The following is a 20,813-nucleotide window of genomic DNA, read 5'->3' as shown; positions in this document are numbered from 1 at the left end:
GTGTAATCTGTGTTTAAATATATATTAGGCAAATTTTTCTATATAAATATCACTGTTATAATTTGTGAATATATCGCTTGAAACTAAAAGTTTGGAAATCTACTATTCAGATAGGAGGTAACAGCATGAAACCTAAACCGGCATCGCAGACCTCGTATGAAAACCAGAAGGGACTAGACGTGGAGAAGGATATGAACAGTACAGCATTTAAGGACTTTTTGGTATTAGTAAAGGTAGGCATCGTCAATTCAAATTTAATCACTGTTTTTGCAGGTATTTGGCTCGGTCTTTATTTTACTGACCAGAGTTTCCTAGGGAATCTTGATCTCGTTCTATATGGTGTTATAGGGTCAGCACTGATCATAGCTGGCGCTGGCAGCTTAAACAATTACATAGACCGGGATATCGACGTGTTTATGTCTCGTACAAAGAAGCGTCCGACAGTTACTGGGAAGGTGAACCCTATAAAAGTGTTGTATATGGGCCTGGCACTGGTGGTAACTGGATTATTGATTCTATTAATGGCTACTCCAATGGCAGCTTTTATGGGGTTACTTGGGGTATTGGCCTATGTATTGCTGTATACAATGTGGTCAAAAAGACGGTTTGTCTCAAATACTGTTATCGGCAGTTTTTCTGGTGCTATACCGCCACTAATTGGGTGGGCCGCCGTTGACCCAGGATTACATCCGATTGCCTGGGGATTATTTCTATTAATGTTTGTGTGGCAGCCTCCACATTTCTACGCATTGGCTATGAAGCGGACGGAGGAATACAGAGCGGCTGGAATTCCTATGCTGCCTGTAGTAAAAGGATTTAAAGAAACTAAGATTCATATGCTTATATGGGTAGCTTTATTGTTTCCAATTCCATTTATACTGAAACCAATCGGGGTTTCTTTTGTAGTTTTGGCAACAATTTTAAATATAGGTTGGCTTATATTAACTTTAAAGGGATTCTCATTAAAAAAGGAGTTTTCCAAAGAAGAAGATTTAAAGTGGGCCAATAAGATGTTCATTTATTCATTAAACTATATGACTATTTCTTTTGTGGCAATGGTCATTGTTTCTTTAATTAATCGTTTTTAACATTGGGGGTTCTTTCTTAAAGAAATTCAATATATAAGATGTTCCTTTGGAAAGAAGAAATTTTTTACGAAAGAGGGGTAATTATTTGCTATGAAAAAATGGCGCATTGCATCCTTAATTGCTGTTTTGATGCTAATACTTTCGGGTTGTGGAAAGCCGTATCTATCAGCATTGGATCCAGCAGGTGAGGTAGCGAAGAAACAGTATGATTTAATGATACTCAGTACTGCCATTATGGTATTGGTAATCATTGTTGTTGTTATTCTTTTTGTACTTGCAATTTTAAAATTTCGTCGTAAAAAGGGAGATAATACAATCCCTAAGCAAATTGAGGGTAACCACAAATTAGAAATACTTTGGACGGTTATCCCGATTGTTTTATTAATCATCCTTGCAGTTCCAACGATTTATTATACATTTGATTTTGCAGATGTATCTGCCAAGGATGAAAAGGATAAGGATGGGAATCCTACAGCCTTAACTGTAAATGTAAGGGCTAATTATTACTGGTGGGAGTTTGAATATCCTGGCGAAGGTATCATGACAGGGCAAGAACTTGTTGTTCCAACTGATGAAAAGGTTTACTTTAATTTAACAGCGTCAGATGTAAAGCATTCCTTCTGGATTCCTTCAGCTGGGGGTAAGCTTGATACGAACACAGAGGGAGAAAATAGCTTCTGGCTTGAGTTTGATGATGGAAAAAGTGAAGAAGCCGGCAGGATTTTTTATGGAAAATGTGCTGAATTATGTGGGGCTTCCCATGCATTAATGGATTTCAAAGTGAAAGCTTTGCCAAGGGATGAATTTGACCAATGGGTAGCCAGCATGAAAGAAACAAAGCACACGGAAGTAAAACTTACTGATGCAACAGCAAGTGAAGGCCAGGAAATTTTCAATAAAAGCTGTATCGGATGTCATGCGATCGATTCCAATGATCAGCGACCGGAGCAGGCTCGATTAGCACCTAATCTATCAAATTTTGCTGATCGTGAAGTAGTAGCGGGTTATTTGGAAAATAATGAAGAAAATGTGAAGAAGTGGCTTAAGGATCCGGAGTCAGTTAAAGAAGGAAACAAAATGACTGACACTTACGGAGAGCTTTCTGATTCACAAATCGATGCGCTTACTAAGTACCTGGAAACCTTATCGCAAAAATAAGAGTTTGCTAGTTTTCAAAGGGGAGGTTAAAACGTGAGTACTATTGCTCAAAAAAAGGGGTTTCTTAGTGTCATTTGGGATTATTTAACGACTGTTGACCATAAGAAAATTGCCAAGCTCTATATCTTTGCAGGTGGATTTTTCTTCTTGCTGGGTGGGCTTGAGGCAATGTTTATAAGAATTCAGCTTGTAAAGCCAGAAAATGATTTTATCAGTGGTGGAATGTTTAACCAAATTATTACCATGCATGGAACAACCATGATTTTCCTTGCCGCCATGCCTTTATTGCTTGGATTTATGAATGCGATTATGCCGCTGCAAATCGGGGCTAGAGACGTAGCATTTCCATTTTTAAATTCATTAGGTTTTTGGTTGTTTTTCTTTGGAGGAGTCTTTTTAAACTTATCCTGGTTTATGGGCGGAGCGCCTGATGCCGGATGGACATCTTATGCAACTCTATCATTGGCTTCTGAAGGTCACGGTATAGATTTTTACATACTTGGACTTCAGATATCAGGTATGGGCTCGTTAATAGGGGGAATTAACTTCCTGGCCACAATTATTAATATGAGAGCACCTGGAATGACGTTTATGCGTATGCCGCTTTTCACGTGGACAACATTTGTGGCATCTGCCTTAATTCTATTTGCTTTCCCGCCGCTTACAGTTGGTTTGACACTAATGATGTTTGACCGTATGTTTGGTTCCAGTTTCTTTGTAACGGCTTTGGGTGGAAATACAATTATTTGGGAACATTTATTCTGGATCTTTGGACATCCGGAAGTATATATTTTGGTTCTTCCGGCATTCGGAATATTCTCTGAAATTATTCCAACATTCTCGAGAAAGAGATTATTTGGATACTCATCTATGGTCTTTGCAACCATTTTAATCGGTTTCCTAGGATTCATGGTATGGGCTCACCATATGTTTACGGTTGGTCTTGGGCCAGTCGCAAATGCGATATTCGCAGTAGCAACAATGGCGATAGCTGTTCCGACTGGTATAAAGATCTTCAACTGGATTTTCACGATGTGGGGTGGTCAGATTACGTTTACGACCCCTATGTTATACGCCGTTGCATTTATTCCATCTTTTGTAATGGGTGGAGTAACGGGAATTATGAATGCTGCAGCTCCGGCTGACTATCAGTATCATGATAGCTATTTCGTTGTTGCCCATTTCCACTATGTTATCGTCGGTGGAGTAGTTCTGGCCTTGTTGGCAGGTACACATTTTTACTGGCCAAAAATATTCGGTACAGTATTGAATGAATTCATGGGTAAAATCACATTCTGGTTATTCCTAATCGGATTCCATTTAACATTCTTTGTTCAACATTTCCTAGGATTAATGGGAATGCCTAGACGTGTTTTCACTTATTTGGACGGACAGGGATGGGATAATGGCAACTTAATATCTACTGTCGGTGCATTCATGATGGCTGTAGCAGTCATTATATTATTGGTTAATATCGTAGTTACTTCAGTTAAAAATGTTAAAGTCGGTAATGACCCATGGCAAGATGGACGTACACTTGAGTGGGCAATTTCTTCACCGGCTCCTGAATACAACTTTGAAAGATTACCATTAGTAAGAGGATATGATGCATGGTGGCTTGAAAAAATGGAAGGTAGAAATGCGATGACACCGGCTGAACCTCTTGGTGATATCCATATGCCTAACAATTCAATTCTTCCTGTTATTATTTCTTTTGGATTGTTTGTTGCTGCATTTGGAGCACTTTATAATGCAACGGATAAAGAATGGACAGTCCCGGTAATGGTGATTGGTTTGTTGATTACCTTTATAGCTATGCTCATCCGTTCCGTTAAAGATGATCATGGGTATCATATCCATAAAGAAGATTTGGTATCTTCTAATGCTAAAAGTGATAAGGGGGTTGAGGTGTAATGAATGCAGGGCAAAAATTCACACCAGAAACATGGCCATCTCACCCTGAGAAACATACAGATGACGGAAAGCATAAATTTTTAGGTTTTTGGCTTTTCCTCGCTGCAGAGACAGTGCTTTTTGCTTCATTATTTGCAACATACTTAGCTCTGAAAGATAGTGTACCGCCTAATAAGGAAATGACTCTAGCCAAAGATTTATTTGATATGCCGCTGGCGTTTATTGCTACTATGCTGCTGTTAACCAGCTCATTAACAAGTGTTTATGCGATGTATCATATGAGAAACTACGATTTTAAACAAATGCAGTTTTGGCTGTTAATCACTGTTTTATTAGGGGCTGCTTTCCTGGGCTTAGAAATCTATGAATTTAATCATTATGTGCATGAATATCATCACACATTTACAGGTTCTGCATTTGGATCCGCCTTCTACACATTAGTCGGCTTCCATGGTGCCCATGTAACCTTTGGACTATTGTGGATTATTACGTTAATGCTCCGTAATTCGAAACGTGGCTTAAATCTGTATAATGCTCCGAAATTTTATGTTGCGAGCCTATACTGGCATTTTATCGACGTTGTATGGGTATTCATTTTTACAGTCGTTTACTTAATGGGAATGGTGGGGTGATGATAAATGGAAAATCAACCTAAAACACATCTTAGTAAAGAAGCTCTTAAATATAGACGTAAGAAAAATGCGGAAGATATGAAGATGCAGGTTATTACATTTATTATGATGATCTTTCTAACCTTAATTGCGTTCTTTGCAGTAGGTTATGATGGATTTTCCAAGTGGTTCGTTTTACCATTCATCTTGTTGCTTGCGGTAATCCAAGTCATTTTTCAGCTCTATTATTTCATGCATATGAATAAAGAAGGTCATGGAACGATGGCAGGATTTATGTATACCGGGTTACTGATCGGTGTGACTACTATCCTTGCATTTGTATTAATTGTGTGGATTTAAGATGGAATCGGCTTAACTTGTTAAGCCGATTTTTTTTAGAAACTAAAACTATATGATTTCTGGGTTATTTGATATTTTCTTGTGAATTTCTGGGCAGGAAAACTAATTATGAGGTGAGATAAATGGAATTAGATATATTTGGATTTAGGGCCCTATGGAGTCCTTACCTGTTCCTCGTGACACTATTGATCATAGCCTTCTATTTTTATATCACCTATTTTAAAGCAGGTGACCAATTTAAAAAGAAAGAAGCTGTATACTTCTCGATAGCTATGATTCTTTTATACATGATAAAGGGGTCGCCAATAGATTTATTGGGACATCTTTCTTTTACGGTTCATATGGTTCAAATGGCTTTTTTATTTTTAGTTATTCCACCATTTTTTCTATTGGGATTGCCGGATTGGTTACTAAAAAAGTTCGTATTTAAAAAATGGTTTTTAATGATTACACAACCATTAATAACATTGATTTTCTTTAATGGACTGTTTTCTTTTTACCATGTTCCGTCAATTTTTGATATCGTCAAAGTCAATATGTTGCTTCATGGGCTTTTCACAGTGGTATTGTTTATTTCCTCGCTGTTCATGTGGTGGCATCTAGTTAATAAAATCGAAGAAAGCCAGCGATTATCAGGATTAAAGAAAATTGGCTATATCTTTGCCAATGGTATATTAATTACACCGGCCTGTGCGCTTATCATCTTTTCTAAAGATCCCATGTATGCAACCTATGCAGATCCAGCTGTATGGATGGAGGCGATGAAATTGTGTGTTCCTGCCGGTACCTTATCCACTTTGGACTTAAGCAGTCCTCAAATGTTTATAAATATGCCGGCTGTTGAAGATCAGCAAACAGGCGGTGTAATTATGAAAATAATTCAAGAAATAGTATATGGAATTATCCTGGCTACAACTTTCTTCACTTGGTTTAAAGAAGATACCAAACATGCGGATGCAGAAACAAAACGTTTTATGGAGGCAAATCCGCATTTAGGGAACTAATTAATAATAGTGAAACTTTAGTGAATACTGTAAAATAATTTGAGTTTTCAAATTTAGTATTTTACAATTATAGAGTTAACAGAATAAGTAAAGTGAGGTTCCACCATTATGAGCAGTTCATTACCAGTCCTGCCTACGATCAGCACGGCTTGTATCGTAATCAGCGCAATCCTTGTAGGCTTTGGAGTATGGCAAGTAAAAAAAGGGAATATAAAGGTCCACGAAAAATTAATGTTTTGGGCAGCTGTTTTTGCAGTTGTGTTCTTCATTATTTATGCAAGCAGAACGTTATTTATAGGGAACACGGCATTTGGAGGACCTGAATCAATAAAAATTTACTATACAATCTTTTTAATCTCACATATTACATTGGCTACAATAGGAGCCGTAATGGGGATTATCAGTCTGTATTATGGTTTTAAAGGGAAGATTGAGAAACATCGAAAAATCGCTCCGCCTACAAGCGTCATTTGGATGGTGAACGCGGTTGCTGGTGTCACTGTATATTTATTGCTTTATGTAATATACGAAGGTGGTAAAACAACAAGTGTATTTAAAGCGATTATTGGTTCATAAAAAATAAAAGTTGCATAGGTAAAACGGGTCGTCTCATAGAATTAGAGATGACCTTTTTTCGTTTCTTTCTTTTACATGGCGGCTTAGGAATGGATTTTGTCAGGACTGGCTGATGTTTATCATAGGCTTTATTTAGAGGCAATTAATCGGAGGTGCGGTAATGAAACAAATTAGGACTAATCGCATTCTTATCTTTCCTTGTTCCATCTCATTGGCTAAGTCCCTTATTTTGTACCCGTATGATTTCAAAATGGTATCGCCGGTAATTGTTCCTGAATCTTTCCCATCTGATCGCGTAAAATGTATACTCCCTCTTTTAATAGAATTATATGAATTGGAAGGTGGGGATGTAGGTTGGTGGATCTGTTTTATTATTGATTTGCAAAGCCAAAAATTCATTGGAGAATTGGAGTTGGAGGGAGAAGGTGAAAAATTAACCTTTTCCTTAAGCTTTACAGATGCTCAGACAGAAAAAGAGTTTGTTTCTGAAGTTATGGAGGGTTTTTTCTATTATATTCATAAAATAGGGATTGCCCAAATGATCCAAACAGAAATAGCAGATAAACGTTTTTATTATAAGGAAACCTTAAAAAAGTATGGATTTAAAGCAGTGGGAGTGGAGGGGGATTATTGTTTAATGAGAAAAAAAATAAAATAAGCCTGCGGAGATCATACAATCTGCAGGCTTATTTAATAATCCTTTATTCCACTTCTACAAATATATCCAGTTCAGCTTTAACTGCCGCAAGAACTGTCTCGCATTGTTTTTGAAGAGATGTAGGAAAATGCTCTGTTTCACCATATTCAACACCATGTGGATAATAGTGTTTACCTAGGACTGGTGTCATGAGTTGGATAGTTGCCCGATGTGCACCTACGTCACCTTCAACCGCATAGCCAAAGACACGTAAATAAAAAGTGCCATCCCTTAATTCATATTTCTTATCGTAGGATACGCGTTCGTAATCCCATTGTTCGGCTCTGACTAAACCGTTTTCACTCATAACCTCATCTAGCCTGTTAAGGTTAACTTGGTATTTTTCAAGTCCTGTATTTTCAAATCTCATCTTATTTCCTCCTATCCCCTTTTAGAAAATGCTTTGTTCGGTATGAAACAAGTTTTGGAAATTCTCAATTTTAATTTTAGTATTATTTTACCTTATCTGCAATAAATTGTTCTTTTATAGAGGCAGAAAGGTAAATTCGTTCATTTTGCTATCCAATATGTTTATATTATACTTATTTTTCATTGTTTACATTTAAGTGATAGGTTTGTTTGAATTCTAATGGTATAATAAAAAAATATAAAGTAAGAATGACAGGAGGGACCACCTCTGAAATTGGTCTTTAGGGTTTTCTTTAGTTTAATTTTAATCACCATCTTCGGCATCTATGTAACGGTTAAAGATGATGTCAAAGAAAATACAGCTATCATTGATCAAAATTCCGTTAATGAAAATACAATGGAAACTTCGGATAAGATTAAAGAATTAACAGATAACGAATCCAGACCTGAACAGGGTGTATCTAAATGGATTGGTAAAACCAGTAATCAGTTACTGGATGAATATGGGGAGCCAGACCGTATTGATCCTTCAGCTTATGGATATAACTGGTGGATCTATAATGATACATTAAGTAAGTATATACAATTTGGCGTAAACGAAAAAGATAAAAAAATTGTAACCCTATACAGTTCAGCAGAAGATATTAATTTATATCCATTCTTTATTGATCAAACAGTGGAGTCCTTGTATAAGGAATTGAATATGAATAGTTATATAGAACTGAATTGGAAAGGCACTGAATATCGTTTCGAGTTGTCGGAAGAAGATCTTCATTATCGCCCTCTAATAAAGTTTGGCGATATGTATGCTCAGGTTTATTTGGATAAAATTCTCGGTCAGGTATCAGGTGTGAGGTTTATGGATGCAAAGACATTGATTATGCATAAGCCATATGAGCTGACATACCGTGGAGAATTGGATGAACCTGAAGAGTTAACGGATGAAGAATGGAAGCTGGTTGAAGAAGGAAGTCAGCAGCAAATTCTTGATTTGACAAATATCATACGAACACGTTTTGACTTAGGTACCCTTGAATTTGATGAAAAAATTTCAGCTGTGGCATTTAAACATAGCGAAGACATGATGGTGAATGAGTATTTCGATCATGTATCACCCGATGATAAAGATGTTGGTGATCGTTTGAAGGAAGGCGGTGTTTCTTACTACTCAGCTGGCGAAAACATAGCTGCTCAGTATACAGATGCAATTGCGGCTGTTGAAGGATGGTTAAATAGTAAAGGGCACAGAGATATAATGTTAAATGAAGATTTTACGCGCCTTGGTGTGGGAGTATATAAAAGATACTATACTCAAAACTTTGTTGCGTTATCTGATTAAATGATACAAAAAAGAGCACTGAAGGAAAGTATTTCTCCTCAGTGCTCTTTTTTGTGTGTAAATATTATTTGTATAAAGGAAATCTATGTGCGGAGTTCTTTGGAAATATGCATCACTTTTCTATATATCGAAACATATACTACCCTAGGCGTATGTCATGTGGTGAGGTGAAATTAAATGGATGATTCCAAATTGCATCCTTCTGTTCAGGATTTTAAGCTTTTTCTTAAGAGTAATCCGAAAATCGTAAAAGATGTAAGAATGGGTAAGAAAACATGGCAGGAAATTTATGAAGATTGGTCTTTGCTGGGTGATCAGGATGAAGTGTGGAATGAATATAAAGAGGAAAAAAAGGAAAAGGATGAGACTGAAAAAACAGATAAGGGCGAGTTTATTTCGCAGCTTTTAAATCAACTTAAAAAAATGGACCCTGATCAAATTCAAAAACAAATTGGGAATTTTAGTCAGGTTTTAGGAGTGGTTCAGGGAGTCATCTCTCAATTTCAATCTTCCGGACAATCAGAAAGTGCACCACCTTCCGTCCAGAATAATCATCCTTTCAAATTTCGGCAAGATTAGCTAGGTAGGAGTGAGAGCTTGAGACAAGATATCTATGAATTAATTGAGGCAGATGAAGATTTACTGAGTTTTTTGAGGCAACAACCAATCTGGTACAGACGTTTGTGCAGAAATCCACAGGATTTTTCGAAATTTGATACTGAAGCTAAGTACTTTTTTAAAAAAACGATTCCGGATCGTGTTCATCAGCTTTCAAACAGCGTTCAAATGGCTTCTATGATGGTTTCGATGTTTCAGTCAATGAATACTGGTGAATAACGGTTCCTAAAAAAATGAGGACGTTCTGTAAGAGTAGATGAAGTAAGGGGTGTTTGGCAGCGAATTACTTCTTCTACTTACCAAAGTAATAGGGGACAAGCCATATATCTTTTATAGGTGGATAATATTTCTAAGTTATAGCATCCTTGGATATTACATGGTATGATAAAGTTGGAGGTGAGTATTTTCATGCTTGCTACTATTGAAACGGTTGAAATCATTGACCATGCTGAACAATTGGCTAAAGATATAATGAACTCAGATATAGCTAAGCAATACTTTTTAAGTTTAACTCAGATGTATAAGGATAAAACGGCCCAGAAAAAAATTCAAGCGTTTAATTCTTTAAAGGACGCTTACGAAGAAGTACAGCGTTTCGGAAGATACCATCCGGATTATCGTACTGTCTCTAAAGCAATTCGTGAGGCTAAAAGAGAAATGGACCTTCATCCATCTGTTATTGAATATAAACAGGCTGAAACAAACTTACAGCAATTACTTGATGAAATTAGTATGCTGATTGGTCATTCAGTATCCCCTCATATAAAAGTCCCGACAGGAAATCCGTTTTTTGAATCATCCTGTAGCGGAGGCTGTGGCAGCGGAGGAAGCTGTGGATGTTCCTGATAGGAACGAGAAAAAAAGGCAATCCCAGAACAAATGGGGTTGCCTTTTGGTATATGCCGAAATTAGATTTTGTAGCAACTAATACAAACGTTGAGGTTGTATGATAAACCTATCCGATTCTCCATAGGAAAGTGGGATCGATATCTTTTCTATTATGCAGTTTCATTTAAAGTACTCCTATCATTTTTGATATAAACTCTGATAGTGCAGACCTATCCAAGGAGATAATCGAGTTAGTTGCAATCTCTAGATTTATTCACTAATTCTGCATAGCATTTCTAAATATTGATACATCTTTTAGTAATATGGTACACTAAATATAAATTGCATCCTAAAGGGGTATGTATATGTTTGTAGAAAGGCAAAGCCTGATTGTTTGGCTGCATAGTCTAAAACAAGTGAAAACTCTGCGTAAAACAGGCAATCTGCATTATGTTTCCCGCAAATTAAAATATGCCGTATTATATGTAAATATGGACGAAATAGAAGCAGTTTCAGAAAAATTATCTTCCTATGCTTTTGTCAAAAAAGTTGAATTTTCTCAAAAACCTTTTATTAAAACTGAATTTGAGAGTAAAAAGCATGAAAAAGAAAAGGAAGAATATAGAATAGGCATTTAAAGAAAACCGGATCCTAATGGGTCCGGTTTTTCTTTATTGCCATGGGGGTAAAAAACGGTTCATGCGCAGGATACCTATTAAATACTGATAATAAAGGTCAGGGTCAGCAAAAGTAGATGAATGCCTAACTTCCAACGATATAATTTCTTTACCTTGCTCCTTGGCTGCTTGGTCAAAAAGTTCATAACGCTTGCTTGGCTTATTAACTAAAACAGGTATTCCTTCTCTGCAAATATAAAGTGGGATGAAGTCGCCATAGCTTGATTTTTTCATAACCAATACAAACGACATGACTTTGCCGCTAGGTCCCTCTGACTGTAAGCATAAAAAATAATTGATTCGATATTGATTAGCCTTTGCTAATTCCAATAGCTCATAAAGGTCAGAATATCCGGGGCCTAGTTCTATAAAACGTTGATTCATTCTTGTTTTTCCTCCTGTAAATCGGATATTGATAAGTGTATCATAATCCGGTCTAGTTCATCAGGAATATAAATGTATCCCAATAAAGTGTTCGAATCAACTGTTCTATTAATCAAATTAGTTATTTTTGAAACTGTCCACCTTGTTCACTGTGGAAAAAATGGGTGTCGGTTGATCTGTAGTTAATTCACCTAAAAGAAAAGCCCTGGCACACATAGGCACCAGGGCTTCCTTCTACGCGCTTTTACAAACGCAGAAGGCAAAGGGAGAGGAGAAACCGGAGGAAGAACTTATGGGGAAACGTAAGTCTTCTCCGCGGTTGGCAACAACACCTCTGAAGATGTTGTTGTTAGTAGTATGACCAAATCAACCTGAACTATTCACTGATCGCAGAAATTTGATTTCTATTTGTGAAATCAAGATTTTGTGGTAGGATATTTTAGAAAGTTGAATACATATGAAATTTGGTGACAGATTATGCGAGTCATTTCAGGTACTTGTAAAGGAAGGCCATTAAAGGCTGTTCCAGGCATGACAACCCGGCCAACAACGGACAAAGTAAAAGAATCTTTATTTAATATTGTAGGACCATATTTTGAAGGTGGAGCGGTTCTGGATTTATTTTCAGGAAGCGGATCCCTTGGGCTTGAAGCCTTGAGCAGAGGAATGGAAAAAGGAGTTTTTGTTGATAAGGACTCAAAAGCTATTCAAATTATTAAAACGAATATCAGTTCATGTAAATTCGAAAGTCAATCCGAGGTACATAGGAGTGATGCTTTAAGATCATTAAAAGCTCTTGGAAAGAGAAAAGCTCAATTTGACCTCATTTTTATGGATCCTCCCTATAAAATAGCTAATATGATACCTGTTCTTATTGAAGAAATCGAAAGTGCTGAATTATTGGCAGAAGACGGTATGATAATATGCGAACATGGAGAAGAATTAACGTTGCCTGAAAAGATTGGTAATTTTACTAAGTTCCGTGTTGAAAAGTATGGCATTACGGCTGTGTCCTTTTTTGAGCGTTAAATATTTATAGAAATGGGGGGAGAATAGTGAAGAAAATAGCTGTATGTCCTGGAAGTTTTGATCCTATAACATATGGACATCTTGATATTATTCAAAGAGGAGCAAACATATTTGACGAAATATATGTCGGTGTCCTTCATAATTCTGCTAAAAAATCTCTATTTACTGTGGAGGAGAGAGTGCAAATCATTGAAGAAGCAACTGCCCATATACCAAATGTGAAAGTGGATAGCTTTCAGGGGTTGCTCGTGGATTATGCTAAGGCAAGAAATGCAAATGCAGTCATCCGAGGGTTGAGAGCCGTTTCTGACTTCGAGTATGAGATGCAAATCACCTCTATGAATCGCTTATTAAACGATCAAATTGAAACATTCTTTATCATGACAAATAATCAATATTCTTTTTTGAGCTCATCGATCGTAAAAGAAGTAGCGAAGTACGGTGGAGATGTTTCAGAGCTTGTTCCTGAATGTGTACAAAAACGGCTGAGAATAAAGATGTCTGAATAAAATGTACTCATTTATATTGCTGTTAAAAAGAAGCCAATCCTACTTAAATTAGGGATTGGCTTTTTATATGGATTTCCTATACTGTATGTATAATAAAAGGGTGTAGCCAGCCAAAGAAAGAATAGTAATCAATGCACCGTAATTAAGGAAGAAACTGAAGATAGTGCTGGATAATCCCTGCGTTTCCATTGAAAAAACAAATTCGGTGATTGATGTATTTTCAGAAGTAGATAATCGCAGATATACAGGTTTCCACAAAATCAATGTAAGTATCGCAGCAAAAAATGTATGGATGAGGCGTGCAAGAAAGAATGGTTTAAAGCGTATATCCGTTTCGGCTAAGATGCTGGCAACTTGAGCTTGTATACTGAATCCTCCAAATGCGAGTAAAGCACTGACTATGATTGCTTGTGTCAATAGTGTTGCACCGCCAGCTTGGCTTGTTAATTGCGATCCCAACGTGATTTCAAATAACCCCGAAATAAAAGGGATGCTTAAAGTAGATGGCAGATGAAGCGTGTGGAACAGGCTGCTGAAAATGGATGCAAAGAAGCTGGTAATATGTAAGTGAAACAATAGCTTGTTGATCACGGAAAAAATAATGATAAATCCTCCAATCATCAAAAGGGTTTGTATGGAGGAATTAACTGCGTCTCCTAATATTTTTCCAAATGGCCGCTGGTCATTTAGACGGGTACGGTGCATACTTTTTAAAGCTGTCATGATTGGGAAAATACTTGTATCTTTTTTACTGCGGTTAAGATTTTTTTTCTCTTCATTTCTCCCGTAAAACCTCATTACTAAACCGACGAAAATATTCGCTGCATAATGAGTTAATCCTAAAAGTATTCCAAGTTTAGCATTATTAAAAAAACCGATAGATACAGCACCGAAAATAAATAATGGATTCGATGAGCTGGTAAACGACACTAACCGTTCAGCTTCTATTCTGGATAGCTGACCTTCATCTCTCAGCCTAGCTGTTAGTTTTGCTCCAGAAGGATTACCGGATGCAAGTCCCATTGCCCATACAAATCCTCCTACTCCTGGTACCTTAAACAATGGACGCATTAGTGGCTCTAAAAAGACACCCAGTAGTTTTACGACACCAAATGCAATCAACATTTCTGCAATAATTAAAAAAGGCAATAAGGAAGGAAAGACAATTTCAAGCCATATATTCAACCCTCGAACAGAGGCTTCGAAGGCTTCCTGTGGCATCAAGATCAATGCAGCTGCCATAATAACTGCAATTAACGCAAAAAGCATTGATTTTAAGATTGATTTATCCAATTTATATCCCTTCCCTTATTAAATTTAAGCGTGGTAAATAATCTGGTGCTAAAATATATTTAGTAAAATCAAAAGAAGTTTTGTATATAGCTGGGTTGTCCCCAATAACAAAATATACTCAAAGTAAAATAATTTAGAACTAAGACTCCTATTAAGGGAACATGCCTTAAATCAGTACGGATAAAGGAGAGTCAAAAGAAATGGAACCTAAAATTGGATTAGCGCTTGGCTCTGGTGGTGCAAGGGGATTTGCACATATTGGTTTATTAAAAGTGCTAAATAGTGAAGGTATAAATATCGACTGCATAGCCGGGAGCAGTATGGGAGCTTTAATAGGCAGTTTTTATGCAAGTGGATCAGATTTAGAACTGCTGCAAAAAGTTTCGTTGCAATTTAAAAGAAAATACTTTATGGATCTGACTGTACCCAGATTAGGTTTTGTAGCCGGGAAAAAGATTGAGGAATACATTCGATTATTTACAAAAAATCAAAATATAGAGGATCTTTCAATTCCATTGGCTATAGTGGCAACGGATATAGAAAAAGGAGAGAGAGTTATTTTTACGGAAGGTCCTGTTTATGAAGCGGTAAGAGCAAGTATTTCTATACCAGGCATTTTTGTGCCCAAAAGGATTAATGGGAAATTACTTGTAGATGGAGGATTAATGGATCGGGTCCCTGTATCGGTTGTGAAAGAAATGGGAGCGGATATTGTGATTGCAAGCGATGTCTCTGCAACAAGAGGAGATACGGATATTGAATCTATATACGATGTTATTTTTAAAAGTTTAGATATACTGCAAATGGAAATTGTCAAAATGAAAGGGATTAACGCTGACGTAATGATTCAGCCTGCTGTAGAATCATTTAGTTCATTGGCATTTACAAACATTCTTGAAATTATTATGATTGGGGAGCAAGAAGCAAGAAAAAAACTGCCGGAGATTAAAGAGGCCATACAGCATTGGAAGGAGAAAAAAGATGAAGCATAAGCGTAAACTTAATATAGGCAAAATTGGGGTTGCAGTTCTATTGCTGGCATTTCTGGCTGCATTTTATAAATTGCCTTATTATGTTTCCACCCCTGGGTCGGCGGAGACATTGGAGCAATTTGTAGAGGTTGAAAATGGAAGTGAAGCAGATGGCTCTTTTATGCTGACAACGATCCGAATGGGCAGAGCGAATATTTATACATATGCATGGGCTAAAATAGCAGATTATCATAGGATTTATGAACTGGAACAAATTAGAAGTCAGGATGAAACCGATGAAGAATATACGGTTAGACAATTGAAATTGATGGATGATTCCCAAACATCCGCTATCCTGAACGGGTATAAAAAAGCAGGCTATGAAGCCAAAGTAAAAGTAGAAGGCATATATGTGCTGCAGATTGCCAAGGGTAAACCTGCAGACGGAGTATTGAAACCTGGAGATCGAATTATTAAAGTCGATGGAAGTGAAATTGAGTCAAGTGAATTTTTCATAGACTATATCTCCTCGAAAAAAGCTGGGGACCAAGTGAAATTAGAAATAAAGCGTGATAATAAAAATATTGTTAAGACACTTCAATTGGAGATGCTAGAGGAAACTGGACGAGTTGGCGTTGGCATTACCTTGGTTGAGGATCGAAGTGTTGAAACAGACCGAGATATCGAGATAAACGCAGATAGCATTGGGGGGCCTTCTGCTGGGTTAATGTTTACATTGGAGATCTTTAATCAATTAACGGAAGAGGATTACACGAAAGGGAAGAAAATAGCAGGAACAGGTACCATTTCTGATGATGGAACAGTCGGTCCTATCGGTGGTGTTGATCAGAAAATTGTAGCAGCTGATCGTGCAGATGCGGAAGTGTTTTTTGCACCCAATCAACAAGGTGCTGAGGAATCGGATTATAAAATTGCTGTAAAAACAGCAGAAGAGATTGGAACAGATATGATTATTGTTCCTGTGGACACAGTTGATGATGCACTGGATTATTTAAAAAGCATGAAATAAGAGCTGCTTGATTTAAAGCAGAAGCCATTGATTCGTACGGTGAATCAATGGCTTCGTTTTTTAATCAGTTAATACAATGGGTGACATATATTCACGTTTTTGAGCTTTCATAGAAATAGCTGAGGGAAGAGCGGCAGCATGAACAATGGCAGCCCTCTTATCAATATTTATTAAAGGATTTTTACAGGCTGCTAGGCGTGATACGATCTGATTTCCCTTTTCTTTTTTTATGCTTTTTAAATATTGCTGCCCGGCAGCTGTAAATCCCAATACGCGAATATATGGCGGAGTCAGGTCTTTTGGCATTTCATCTCTTGTGAAATTTAACAGCGTATAGGTTAGTATTCTTTGTAGCCGAGTCCAGGTATAACGCTTTGTTTTAATTAATGACATAAAATCCATGAAATTACTGGCGCGTTCAGCGGCTTCAATTAATCGATTCTCTAAGCCCTCTTTCATTTCGTAAATTTGGGCAAGAGATTCTGCGGGCGTCGTGATTAATTTAACTTTTAAAAATGGCCAATACAACTCCCAATTATGCAAAGTGCGCTGCTCTGTTAGATATGCTTTTAGATGGGCAAATGTTGTATCCGGAACAAAGGAAGAGATAGCATCCAGTTTACCGCTTTCCATTAATTCTTTCCGTATACCAGTTGCACTTGCTATTGTACCTGGCATGAGAGTTGGATCGTGATATCCGGAACCTGTTCGTTTAATGGTTACTGGCTCGATGGATAATTTATGTTTTAAAATCGCGGATACATAGTGATATCCAAGGATATTATTAGGCTGGTCTAAAGAAAGCATAGAAGGATGACGCGCTTGTAGTTCCGAAAAGGCCAGAGAGGCAGCCTTGGGGTAGCTGTATCCCTCCTTGCTATAGTGCTGTATCCATTGATCGATTTCCTTAGAATTTTCCTGAATAATTGAGTATGTATGTATAAAAGGTTCTATTTCTCCTTGCTCGCTGCCAAAACAAACAGACTGACAGCCAACTTCCTCTAATAATAGGATAGATGCTTCGGAGAAATATTCAGCCTTTTGAACAGCATGAACAAATGGAAGTTCGATGATTAGATCAATACCAGCCTTTAAGGCCATGGAAGTCCTTGTCCATTTATCCACCAGGGCTGGTTCCCCCCGCTGAAGGAAATTTCCGCTCATCACGCCTATGGTCACATCAGCATTTGTAATAGCTTTGGCTTGTTGTAAATGATATAAATGTCCATTATGAAAAGGATTATATTCTACTACAAGTCCCAGGGCATTCATATTGTACACCTCCTGATAAATGGTTGTTTTTTTTATAGTATATGATGGAGGAATCAGGAAGCAAGCATTCCCTAAACTTGCACTTGATTAATTCTGTTTTCAAAATGAAACATTTCGGGTAAAATAAATAGATAAGCGCTTAAAATTTGCATAAGGGTATCACATATGGCTGTAAAGAAAAAACATTGACAAATGAATTTACCAAAGCTATAATTACCTTTGTTGCCTTGAGGTGATATAATATGAAATGGACAATTCCACAACTGCAAAAATTTCGCGACAATGGTTTTAATGTAGATGAGACAGCAGATCTTTCTGAACTGAAAAAGGCAGATCCGCAAATTCGTGATATTTCACCAATTCGTGTATTTGGGAAAGCTGACTTGAGTTCCAATCGAGTTACTTTTCATTTGAAAATATCTGGTACATTGACATTACCATGTTCAAGAACCTTAGTTGATGTCCCATTCCCAATCGATGTTCAAACAACAGAGACATACCTTTTTAATCAATATGAAGGTATGGAGACTGAGGATGGAGAATATCATGTGGCTGAGGGTGATGTAGTGGATCTTACGCCGGTAATCAAAGAAATAATTCTCACGGAGATTCCATTGCAGGTATTCTGTGATACGGATCATCCTGTAGGTGCTGCTCCGCTAGCTGGAGATGACTGGGAATTAATCTTAGAGGACCAACAAGTTAAAAAAGTTGACCCAAGACTGGCAAAGTTGGCCCATTTTTTTGACAACAATGATGATAACAGTGAAAAATGAAAGACTACATAAGTCTTCCATAGAACCATCGTTTTTTAAGGAGGTGTAAAACATGGCTGTACCTTTCAGAAGAACTTCGAAAACTAGAAAGAGATTGCGTCGTACGCATTTCAAACTTCAAGTCCCTGGTATGGTTGAATGCCCAAACTGCGGTGAAATGAAATTATCTCACCGTATCTGTAAAGCATGTGGAACATACAAAGGAAAAGAAGTTGTAAATAAATAATCAACTCGAGAGAACACAGGGAAACCTGTGTTCTTTTTTGTTTTTAAGGGGGATTCACGGTGAAAGAAGTGATTGTGGAGAAAAAAGAAGGATATTTGCTTGTTACGCTAAACCGGCCGCATGTTAGGAACGCCATAAATTTTGAGGTTATGGATTTATTGGAAGAGTCCATCGAACAAGTGAAAACGGATGGAAATTGTAAGGCCATGGTGATCACAGGAACTGGTAATGTTTTTTGTTCGGGTGGTGATTTAAAAGTCTTTCATCTTCTTGATAATCAAAAAGATGCTTACCAAATGTTATCGCGTATGGGAGAAATTTTATATAAAATAGCTACTTTGCCGAAGCCTGTTTTTGCTTTTTTAAATGGACCGGCTGTCGGCGGTGGATTGGAACTGGCTACAGCATGTGATTTTCGATATGTAAAAAAAGGATCTTTTATGGGCTTTATTCAAATTCAGCAGGGAATTACCTCCGGTTGGGGCGGTGGAGCTCTTTTACTTGAGAGGGTGGCAGAATCCAAGGGACTGGAATGGCTGATGTCGGGGAGAAAATTTACTGAAGAAGAGGCAAGCTTGTATGGATTTGCAAATGGCGTTGTGTCAAATATAGATGAGAAAACCATAGTAGGGATTATTGAGCCTATTATTAAAAATGATATTAATGCGTTGATGGCGTATAAAAGTATGACTATCCGCAAAAAGAAAGCATCTGATTTGTATAAACGGATGCAAGAAGAGATTAAACGATGTTCAGAGTTATGGGTATTACCATTCCATATGGAGACTGTGGAACGATTTCAGAAAAAGTCTCAATAAGAAGCGATTATCATGTTAATAGAATCTTGTTTATTCTATCTTTCCTACTAGACGCATATGATTGAATATTATGAATGCTTATTGGGGGGAAGAGTGGATGACAGGTTCAAGGCAGGATGGATGGTCGCAGGATGAGGATGTATATTTGGCGGAGGTGGTATTACGTCATATCCGTGAGGGAAGCACACAATTAAAAGCATTTGAAGAGGTTGGTAAAGGGTTGTCGAGAACTCCGGCTGCATGTGGCTTTAGATGGAATTCTTATGTCCGTAAGCAATATTCGGAAGGGATAGAGCTGGCTAAAAAAGTACGTAAAGATCTTAAAAAATCGCTAGGGACTGCGGAATTGGAGGTGGAGCAGCCGCAGTGTGAGGAACAAAAAATCTCGGTCGGAATAGTCGGGGATGCTGAGCTCAATCTTTCTCTAGATACGGTTATTGCCTATTTAACCAACTTAAAGAGTAGGTTGGAAGAACGATCATTCCGCTCGCCTGAAGAATTACTGCTGGAATACTCAGAGTTAAAAAAGCACGCAGATTATTTAGTTCAAGAGAGAGATACAGTAGAAATACGATTTAAGCAGATGGAGAAGGATTACCGTGGATTGCTTGATTTACTGAATCGGGCACGTCAATTATCGGAGGAAAAATGATGATTGCTACAGGAGCATGCCTTTTTAAAAGGTGTGCTTCTATTAATGTTTGATGAAAAGAAAAAGCTTTCTCGCTGGAAAGCTTAAAGTCAATCTATTTATCATTATTAGGCTGCCAAATCAGTGGGTTCTCTCCTAAATCTCTTTCCATATCATACTCTACAGGTTCGAAGCCCTGTTTTTCCCAAAAAGTACGCGAATGGACTCTTGGGTTTGTTTTGATCGGCAGGCCAAGGTCTTTGGAGAATTGGACGAGCATGGAGCCGTATCCCTTTTTTTGATAATCCGGTAAAACTTCAAGCTTCCATATTTCGTAGTAATCCTGTGGAGGGTCAAAATATTTATCAAACCTGGCATCGATTTTATAAAGACTCATCCTGGCCACTAATTTATCCCCAAAATAGATGCCGTAAAAAGGTGATTCGCTATTATCTTCAATAAGATTTGCCTGCAGATCTTCTAGCATGGATAATTCCTGCAAACCATATTCCTTAAATTTCTTGAATTCTTCAAGCGTGCGGTAGTTAACGCGTAATTTTTCAACCTTTACACTCACTTCATAGCCCCCTTAAATGTATGTGAAAAGTTTATACTTATATTTCCATTATAGCTAA

Annotated in this window: 26 protein-coding genes; 21 read left to right on the top strand and 5 right to left on the bottom strand. The window is 37.4% G+C overall.

The genetic code is table 11. The annotated features are described in order from the left end of the window. The first annotated feature begins 125 nt into the window (after window positions 1-125). From cyoE to FHY45_RS07570, 8 genes are all read left to right on the top strand, one after another. Window positions 126-1,088 (top strand): heme o synthase, encoded by a 963-nt coding sequence (gene cyoE, locus FHY45_RS07605; protein ID WP_175354215.1) that lies wholly within the window; start codon window positions 126-128, stop codon window positions 1,086-1,088. Window positions 1,089-1,178: 90 nt separating this feature from the next. After that, the gene (gene coxB, locus FHY45_RS07600; protein ID WP_066100788.1) at window positions 1,179-2,246 is read left to right on the top strand and encodes a cytochrome c oxidase subunit II; all 1,068 of its coding nucleotides are present in this window, start codon (window positions 1,179-1,181) and stop codon (window positions 2,244-2,246) included. Window positions 2,247-2,279: 33 nt separating this feature from the next. Further along, entirely contained in the window at window positions 2,280-4,160 is a 1,881-nt protein-coding gene (gene ctaD / locus FHY45_RS07595; protein WP_066100787.1) for a cytochrome c oxidase subunit I, read from the top strand. Further along, window positions 4,160-4,792, top strand: coding sequence for a cytochrome (ubi)quinol oxidase subunit III (locus tag FHY45_RS07590; RefSeq protein ID WP_066100784.1), 633 nt, complete (start codon window positions 4,160-4,162; stop codon window positions 4,790-4,792). Before ctaD ends, FHY45_RS07590 begins: the two co-directional genes overlap by 1 nt. Window positions 4,793-4,798: 6 nt before the next feature. Continuing rightward, window positions 4,799-5,131: a cytochrome c oxidase subunit IVB gene (ctaF, locus tag FHY45_RS07585; RefSeq protein WP_066100781.1), complete on the top strand. Its 333-nt coding sequence runs from the start codon at window positions 4,799-4,801 to the stop codon at window positions 5,129-5,131. Between the two features lie 122 nt (window positions 5,132-5,253). Next, window positions 5,254-6,135 (top strand): cytochrome c oxidase assembly factor CtaG, encoded by an 882-nt coding sequence (gene ctaG / locus FHY45_RS07580; RefSeq protein WP_066100778.1) that lies wholly within the window; start codon window positions 5,254-5,256, stop codon window positions 6,133-6,135. Window positions 6,136-6,243: 108 nt separating this feature from the next. Next, a complete protein-coding gene (locus FHY45_RS07575; RefSeq protein WP_066100775.1) occupies window positions 6,244-6,711 on the top strand; it encodes a DUF420 domain-containing protein in 468 nt (155 codons plus the stop codon). Window positions 6,712-6,871: 160 nt separating this feature from the next. Then, window positions 6,872-7,369 carry a hypothetical protein gene (locus FHY45_RS07570; protein WP_139891308.1) on the top strand — a complete coding sequence of 166 codons (498 nt, stop codon included), beginning with the start codon at window positions 6,872-6,874 and terminating at the stop codon, window positions 7,367-7,369. Between the two features lie 43 nt (window positions 7,370-7,412). Here FHY45_RS07570 and FHY45_RS07565 read toward each other — a convergent pair whose 3' ends face one another. Beyond that, window positions 7,413-7,778: a YugN family protein gene (locus FHY45_RS07565; protein ID WP_066100769.1), complete on the bottom strand. Its 366-nt coding sequence runs from the start codon at window positions 7,776-7,778 to the stop codon at window positions 7,413-7,415. 273 nt (window positions 7,779-8,051) lie between these two features. Between FHY45_RS07565 and FHY45_RS07560 the strand changes: the two genes are divergently transcribed. From FHY45_RS07560 to FHY45_RS07540, 5 genes are all read left to right on the top strand, one after another. After that, the gene (locus FHY45_RS07560; RefSeq protein ID WP_139063788.1) at window positions 8,052-9,116 is read left to right on the top strand and encodes a CAP domain-containing protein; all 1,065 of its coding nucleotides are present in this window, start codon (window positions 8,052-8,054) and stop codon (window positions 9,114-9,116) included. Window positions 9,117-9,293: 177 nt separating this feature from the next. Continuing rightward, the gene (gene ylbD / locus FHY45_RS07555; RefSeq protein WP_139891307.1) at window positions 9,294-9,695 is read left to right on the top strand and encodes a spore coat protein YlbD; all 402 of its coding nucleotides are present in this window, start codon (window positions 9,294-9,296) and stop codon (window positions 9,693-9,695) included. Window positions 9,696-9,713: 18 nt separating this feature from the next. Further along, the gene (locus tag FHY45_RS07550; RefSeq protein ID WP_066100764.1) at window positions 9,714-9,953 is read left to right on the top strand and encodes a YlbE-like family protein; all 240 of its coding nucleotides are present in this window, start codon (window positions 9,714-9,716) and stop codon (window positions 9,951-9,953) included. Between the two features lie 189 nt (window positions 9,954-10,142). Then, window positions 10,143-10,580: a YlbF/YmcA family competence regulator gene (locus FHY45_RS07545; protein ID WP_066100761.1), complete on the top strand. Its 438-nt coding sequence runs from the start codon at window positions 10,143-10,145 to the stop codon at window positions 10,578-10,580. Window positions 10,581-10,927: 347 nt separating this feature from the next. Further along, window positions 10,928-11,200, top strand: coding sequence for a YlbG family protein (locus tag FHY45_RS07540; RefSeq protein ID WP_066100758.1), 273 nt, complete (start codon window positions 10,928-10,930; stop codon window positions 11,198-11,200). 33 nt (window positions 11,201-11,233) lie between these two features. On the opposite strand, the gene FHY45_RS07535 is transcribed toward FHY45_RS07540, so the two are convergent. Further along, window positions 11,234-11,623, bottom strand: a complete 390-nt coding sequence (locus tag FHY45_RS07535) for a DUF7147 family protein (RefSeq protein WP_066100755.1) — start codon at window positions 11,621-11,623, stop codon at window positions 11,234-11,236. 477 nt (window positions 11,624-12,100) lie between these two features. On the opposite strand from FHY45_RS07535, the gene rsmD reads away from it, so the two are divergent. Further along, window positions 12,101-12,652, top strand: coding sequence for a 16S rRNA (guanine(966)-N(2))-methyltransferase RsmD (gene rsmD, locus FHY45_RS07530; RefSeq protein WP_066100754.1), 552 nt, complete (start codon window positions 12,101-12,103; stop codon window positions 12,650-12,652). A 26-nt stretch (window positions 12,653-12,678) separates the two neighbouring features. Further along, window positions 12,679-13,161 carry a pantetheine-phosphate adenylyltransferase gene (coaD, locus tag FHY45_RS07525; RefSeq protein WP_066100752.1) on the top strand — a complete coding sequence of 161 codons (483 nt, stop codon included), beginning with the start codon at window positions 12,679-12,681 and terminating at the stop codon, window positions 13,159-13,161. Between the two features lie 63 nt (window positions 13,162-13,224). Here the strand turns inward: coaD and ylbJ are convergent, their stop codons facing one another. Beyond that, window positions 13,225-14,454 carry a sporulation integral membrane protein YlbJ gene (ylbJ, locus tag FHY45_RS07520; RefSeq protein WP_066100751.1) on the bottom strand — a complete coding sequence of 410 codons (1,230 nt, stop codon included), beginning with the start codon at window positions 14,452-14,454 and terminating at the stop codon, window positions 13,225-13,227. Window positions 14,455-14,654: 200 nt separating this feature from the next. On the opposite strand from ylbJ, the gene FHY45_RS07515 reads away from it, so the two are divergent. Together FHY45_RS07515 and FHY45_RS07510 are read left to right on the top strand one after the other, a co-directional pair. Then, window positions 14,655-15,446, top strand: a complete 792-nt coding sequence (locus tag FHY45_RS07515; protein WP_066100748.1) for a patatin-like phospholipase family protein — start codon at window positions 14,655-14,657, stop codon at window positions 15,444-15,446. Continuing rightward, window positions 15,436-16,455 (top strand): SepM family pheromone-processing serine protease, encoded by a 1,020-nt coding sequence (locus tag FHY45_RS07510; RefSeq protein WP_066100745.1) that lies wholly within the window; start codon window positions 15,436-15,438, stop codon window positions 16,453-16,455. Before FHY45_RS07515 ends, FHY45_RS07510 begins: the two co-directional genes overlap by 11 nt. 60 nt (window positions 16,456-16,515) lie before the next feature. On the opposite strand, the gene FHY45_RS07505 is transcribed toward FHY45_RS07510, so the two are convergent. After that, window positions 16,516-17,727, bottom strand: coding sequence for a nucleotidyltransferase (locus FHY45_RS07505; protein ID WP_139891306.1), 1,212 nt, complete (start codon window positions 17,725-17,727; stop codon window positions 16,516-16,518). 242 nt (window positions 17,728-17,969) lie between these two features. Here FHY45_RS07505 and FHY45_RS07500 point away from each other — a divergent pair, with 242 nt between their 5' ends. The 4 genes from FHY45_RS07500 to FHY45_RS21115 all read left to right on the top strand — a co-directional run bounded on the left by FHY45_RS07500 (window position 17,970) and on the right by FHY45_RS21115 (window position 20,199). Continuing rightward, window positions 17,970-18,503 carry a YceD family protein gene (locus FHY45_RS07500; protein ID WP_066100738.1) on the top strand — a complete coding sequence of 178 codons (534 nt, stop codon included), beginning with the start codon at window positions 17,970-17,972 and terminating at the stop codon, window positions 18,501-18,503. 52 nt (window positions 18,504-18,555) lie between these two features. Further along, window positions 18,556-18,729 (top strand): 50S ribosomal protein L32, encoded by a 174-nt coding sequence (gene rpmF, locus FHY45_RS07495; RefSeq protein WP_066100735.1) that lies wholly within the window; start codon window positions 18,556-18,558, stop codon window positions 18,727-18,729. Between the two features lie 59 nt (window positions 18,730-18,788). Continuing rightward, window positions 18,789-19,547 (top strand): enoyl-CoA hydratase/isomerase family protein, encoded by a 759-nt coding sequence (locus FHY45_RS07490; RefSeq protein ID WP_139891305.1) that lies wholly within the window; start codon window positions 18,789-18,791, stop codon window positions 19,545-19,547. Between the two features lie 97 nt (window positions 19,548-19,644). Then, window positions 19,645-20,199, top strand: coding sequence for an RsfA family transcriptional regulator (locus FHY45_RS21115; RefSeq protein ID WP_139891304.1), 555 nt, complete (start codon window positions 19,645-19,647; stop codon window positions 20,197-20,199). Window positions 20,200-20,293: 94 nt separating this feature from the next. Here FHY45_RS21115 and FHY45_RS07480 read toward each other — a convergent pair whose 3' ends face one another. Beyond that, complete coding sequence (locus FHY45_RS07480) at window positions 20,294-20,755, bottom strand: N-acetyltransferase (protein WP_139891303.1); 462 nt, start codon at window positions 20,753-20,755, stop codon at window positions 20,294-20,296. Window positions 20,756-20,813: the final 58 nt, after the last annotated feature.

The sequence above is a fragment of the Bacillus sp. D386 genome (assembly GCF_006346415.1).
The sequence above is the reverse complement of the archived record's forward strand: the minus strand, read 5'-3'. Positions and strand labels throughout refer to the sequence as shown.

What these genes read in the sequence shown, in the direction of transcription:
- ctaG (WP_066100778.1), top strand. Translation starts at nt 5,254, where the DNA reads ATGGAATTAGATATATTTGGATTTAGGGCCCTATGGAGTCCTTACCTG.
- FHY45_RS07590 (WP_066100784.1), top strand. Translation starts at nt 4,160, where the DNA reads ATGAATGCAGGGCAAAAATTCACACCAGAAACATGGCCATCTCACCCT.
- ylbD (WP_139891307.1), top strand. Translation starts at nt 9,294, where the DNA reads ATGGATGATTCCAAATTGCATCCTTCTGTTCAGGATTTTAAGCTTTTT.
- FHY45_RS07565 (WP_066100769.1), bottom strand. Translation starts at nt 7,778, where the DNA reads ATGAGATTTGAAAATACAGGACTTGAAAAATACCAAGTTAACCTTAAC.
- rpmF (WP_066100735.1), top strand. Translation starts at nt 18,556, where the DNA reads ATGGCTGTACCTTTCAGAAGAACTTCGAAAACTAGAAAGAGATTGCGT.
- FHY45_RS07500 (WP_066100738.1), top strand. Translation starts at nt 17,970, where the DNA reads ATGAAATGGACAATTCCACAACTGCAAAAATTTCGCGACAATGGTTTT.
- cyoE (WP_175354215.1), top strand. Translation starts at nt 126, where the DNA reads ATGAAACCTAAACCGGCATCGCAGACCTCGTATGAAAACCAGAAGGGA.
- ctaF (WP_066100781.1), top strand. Translation starts at nt 4,799, where the DNA reads ATGGAAAATCAACCTAAAACACATCTTAGTAAAGAAGCTCTTAAATAT.
- FHY45_RS07515 (WP_066100748.1), top strand. Translation starts at nt 14,655, where the DNA reads ATGGAACCTAAAATTGGATTAGCGCTTGGCTCTGGTGGTGCAAGGGGA.
- FHY45_RS21115 (WP_139891304.1), top strand. Translation starts at nt 19,645, where the DNA reads ATGACAGGTTCAAGGCAGGATGGATGGTCGCAGGATGAGGATGTATAT.
- FHY45_RS07540 (WP_066100758.1), top strand. Translation starts at nt 10,928, where the DNA reads ATGTTTGTAGAAAGGCAAAGCCTGATTGTTTGGCTGCATAGTCTAAAA.
- FHY45_RS07575 (WP_066100775.1), top strand. Translation starts at nt 6,244, where the DNA reads ATGAGCAGTTCATTACCAGTCCTGCCTACGATCAGCACGGCTTGTATC.
- FHY45_RS07510 (WP_066100745.1), top strand. Translation starts at nt 15,436, where the DNA reads ATGAAGCATAAGCGTAAACTTAATATAGGCAAAATTGGGGTTGCAGTT.
- FHY45_RS07545 (WP_066100761.1), top strand. Translation starts at nt 10,143, where the DNA reads ATGCTTGCTACTATTGAAACGGTTGAAATCATTGACCATGCTGAACAA.
- coxB (WP_066100788.1), top strand. Translation starts at nt 1,179, where the DNA reads ATGAAAAAATGGCGCATTGCATCCTTAATTGCTGTTTTGATGCTAATA.
- rsmD (WP_066100754.1), top strand. Translation starts at nt 12,101, where the DNA reads ATGCGAGTCATTTCAGGTACTTGTAAAGGAAGGCCATTAAAGGCTGTT.
- FHY45_RS07570 (WP_139891308.1), top strand. Translation starts at nt 6,872, where the DNA reads ATGAAACAAATTAGGACTAATCGCATTCTTATCTTTCCTTGTTCCATC.
- FHY45_RS07535 (WP_066100755.1), bottom strand. Translation starts at nt 11,623, where the DNA reads ATGAATCAACGTTTTATAGAACTAGGCCCCGGATATTCTGACCTTTAT.
- FHY45_RS07505 (WP_139891306.1), bottom strand. Translation starts at nt 17,727, where the DNA reads ATGAATGCCCTGGGACTTGTAGTAGAATATAATCCTTTTCATAATGGA.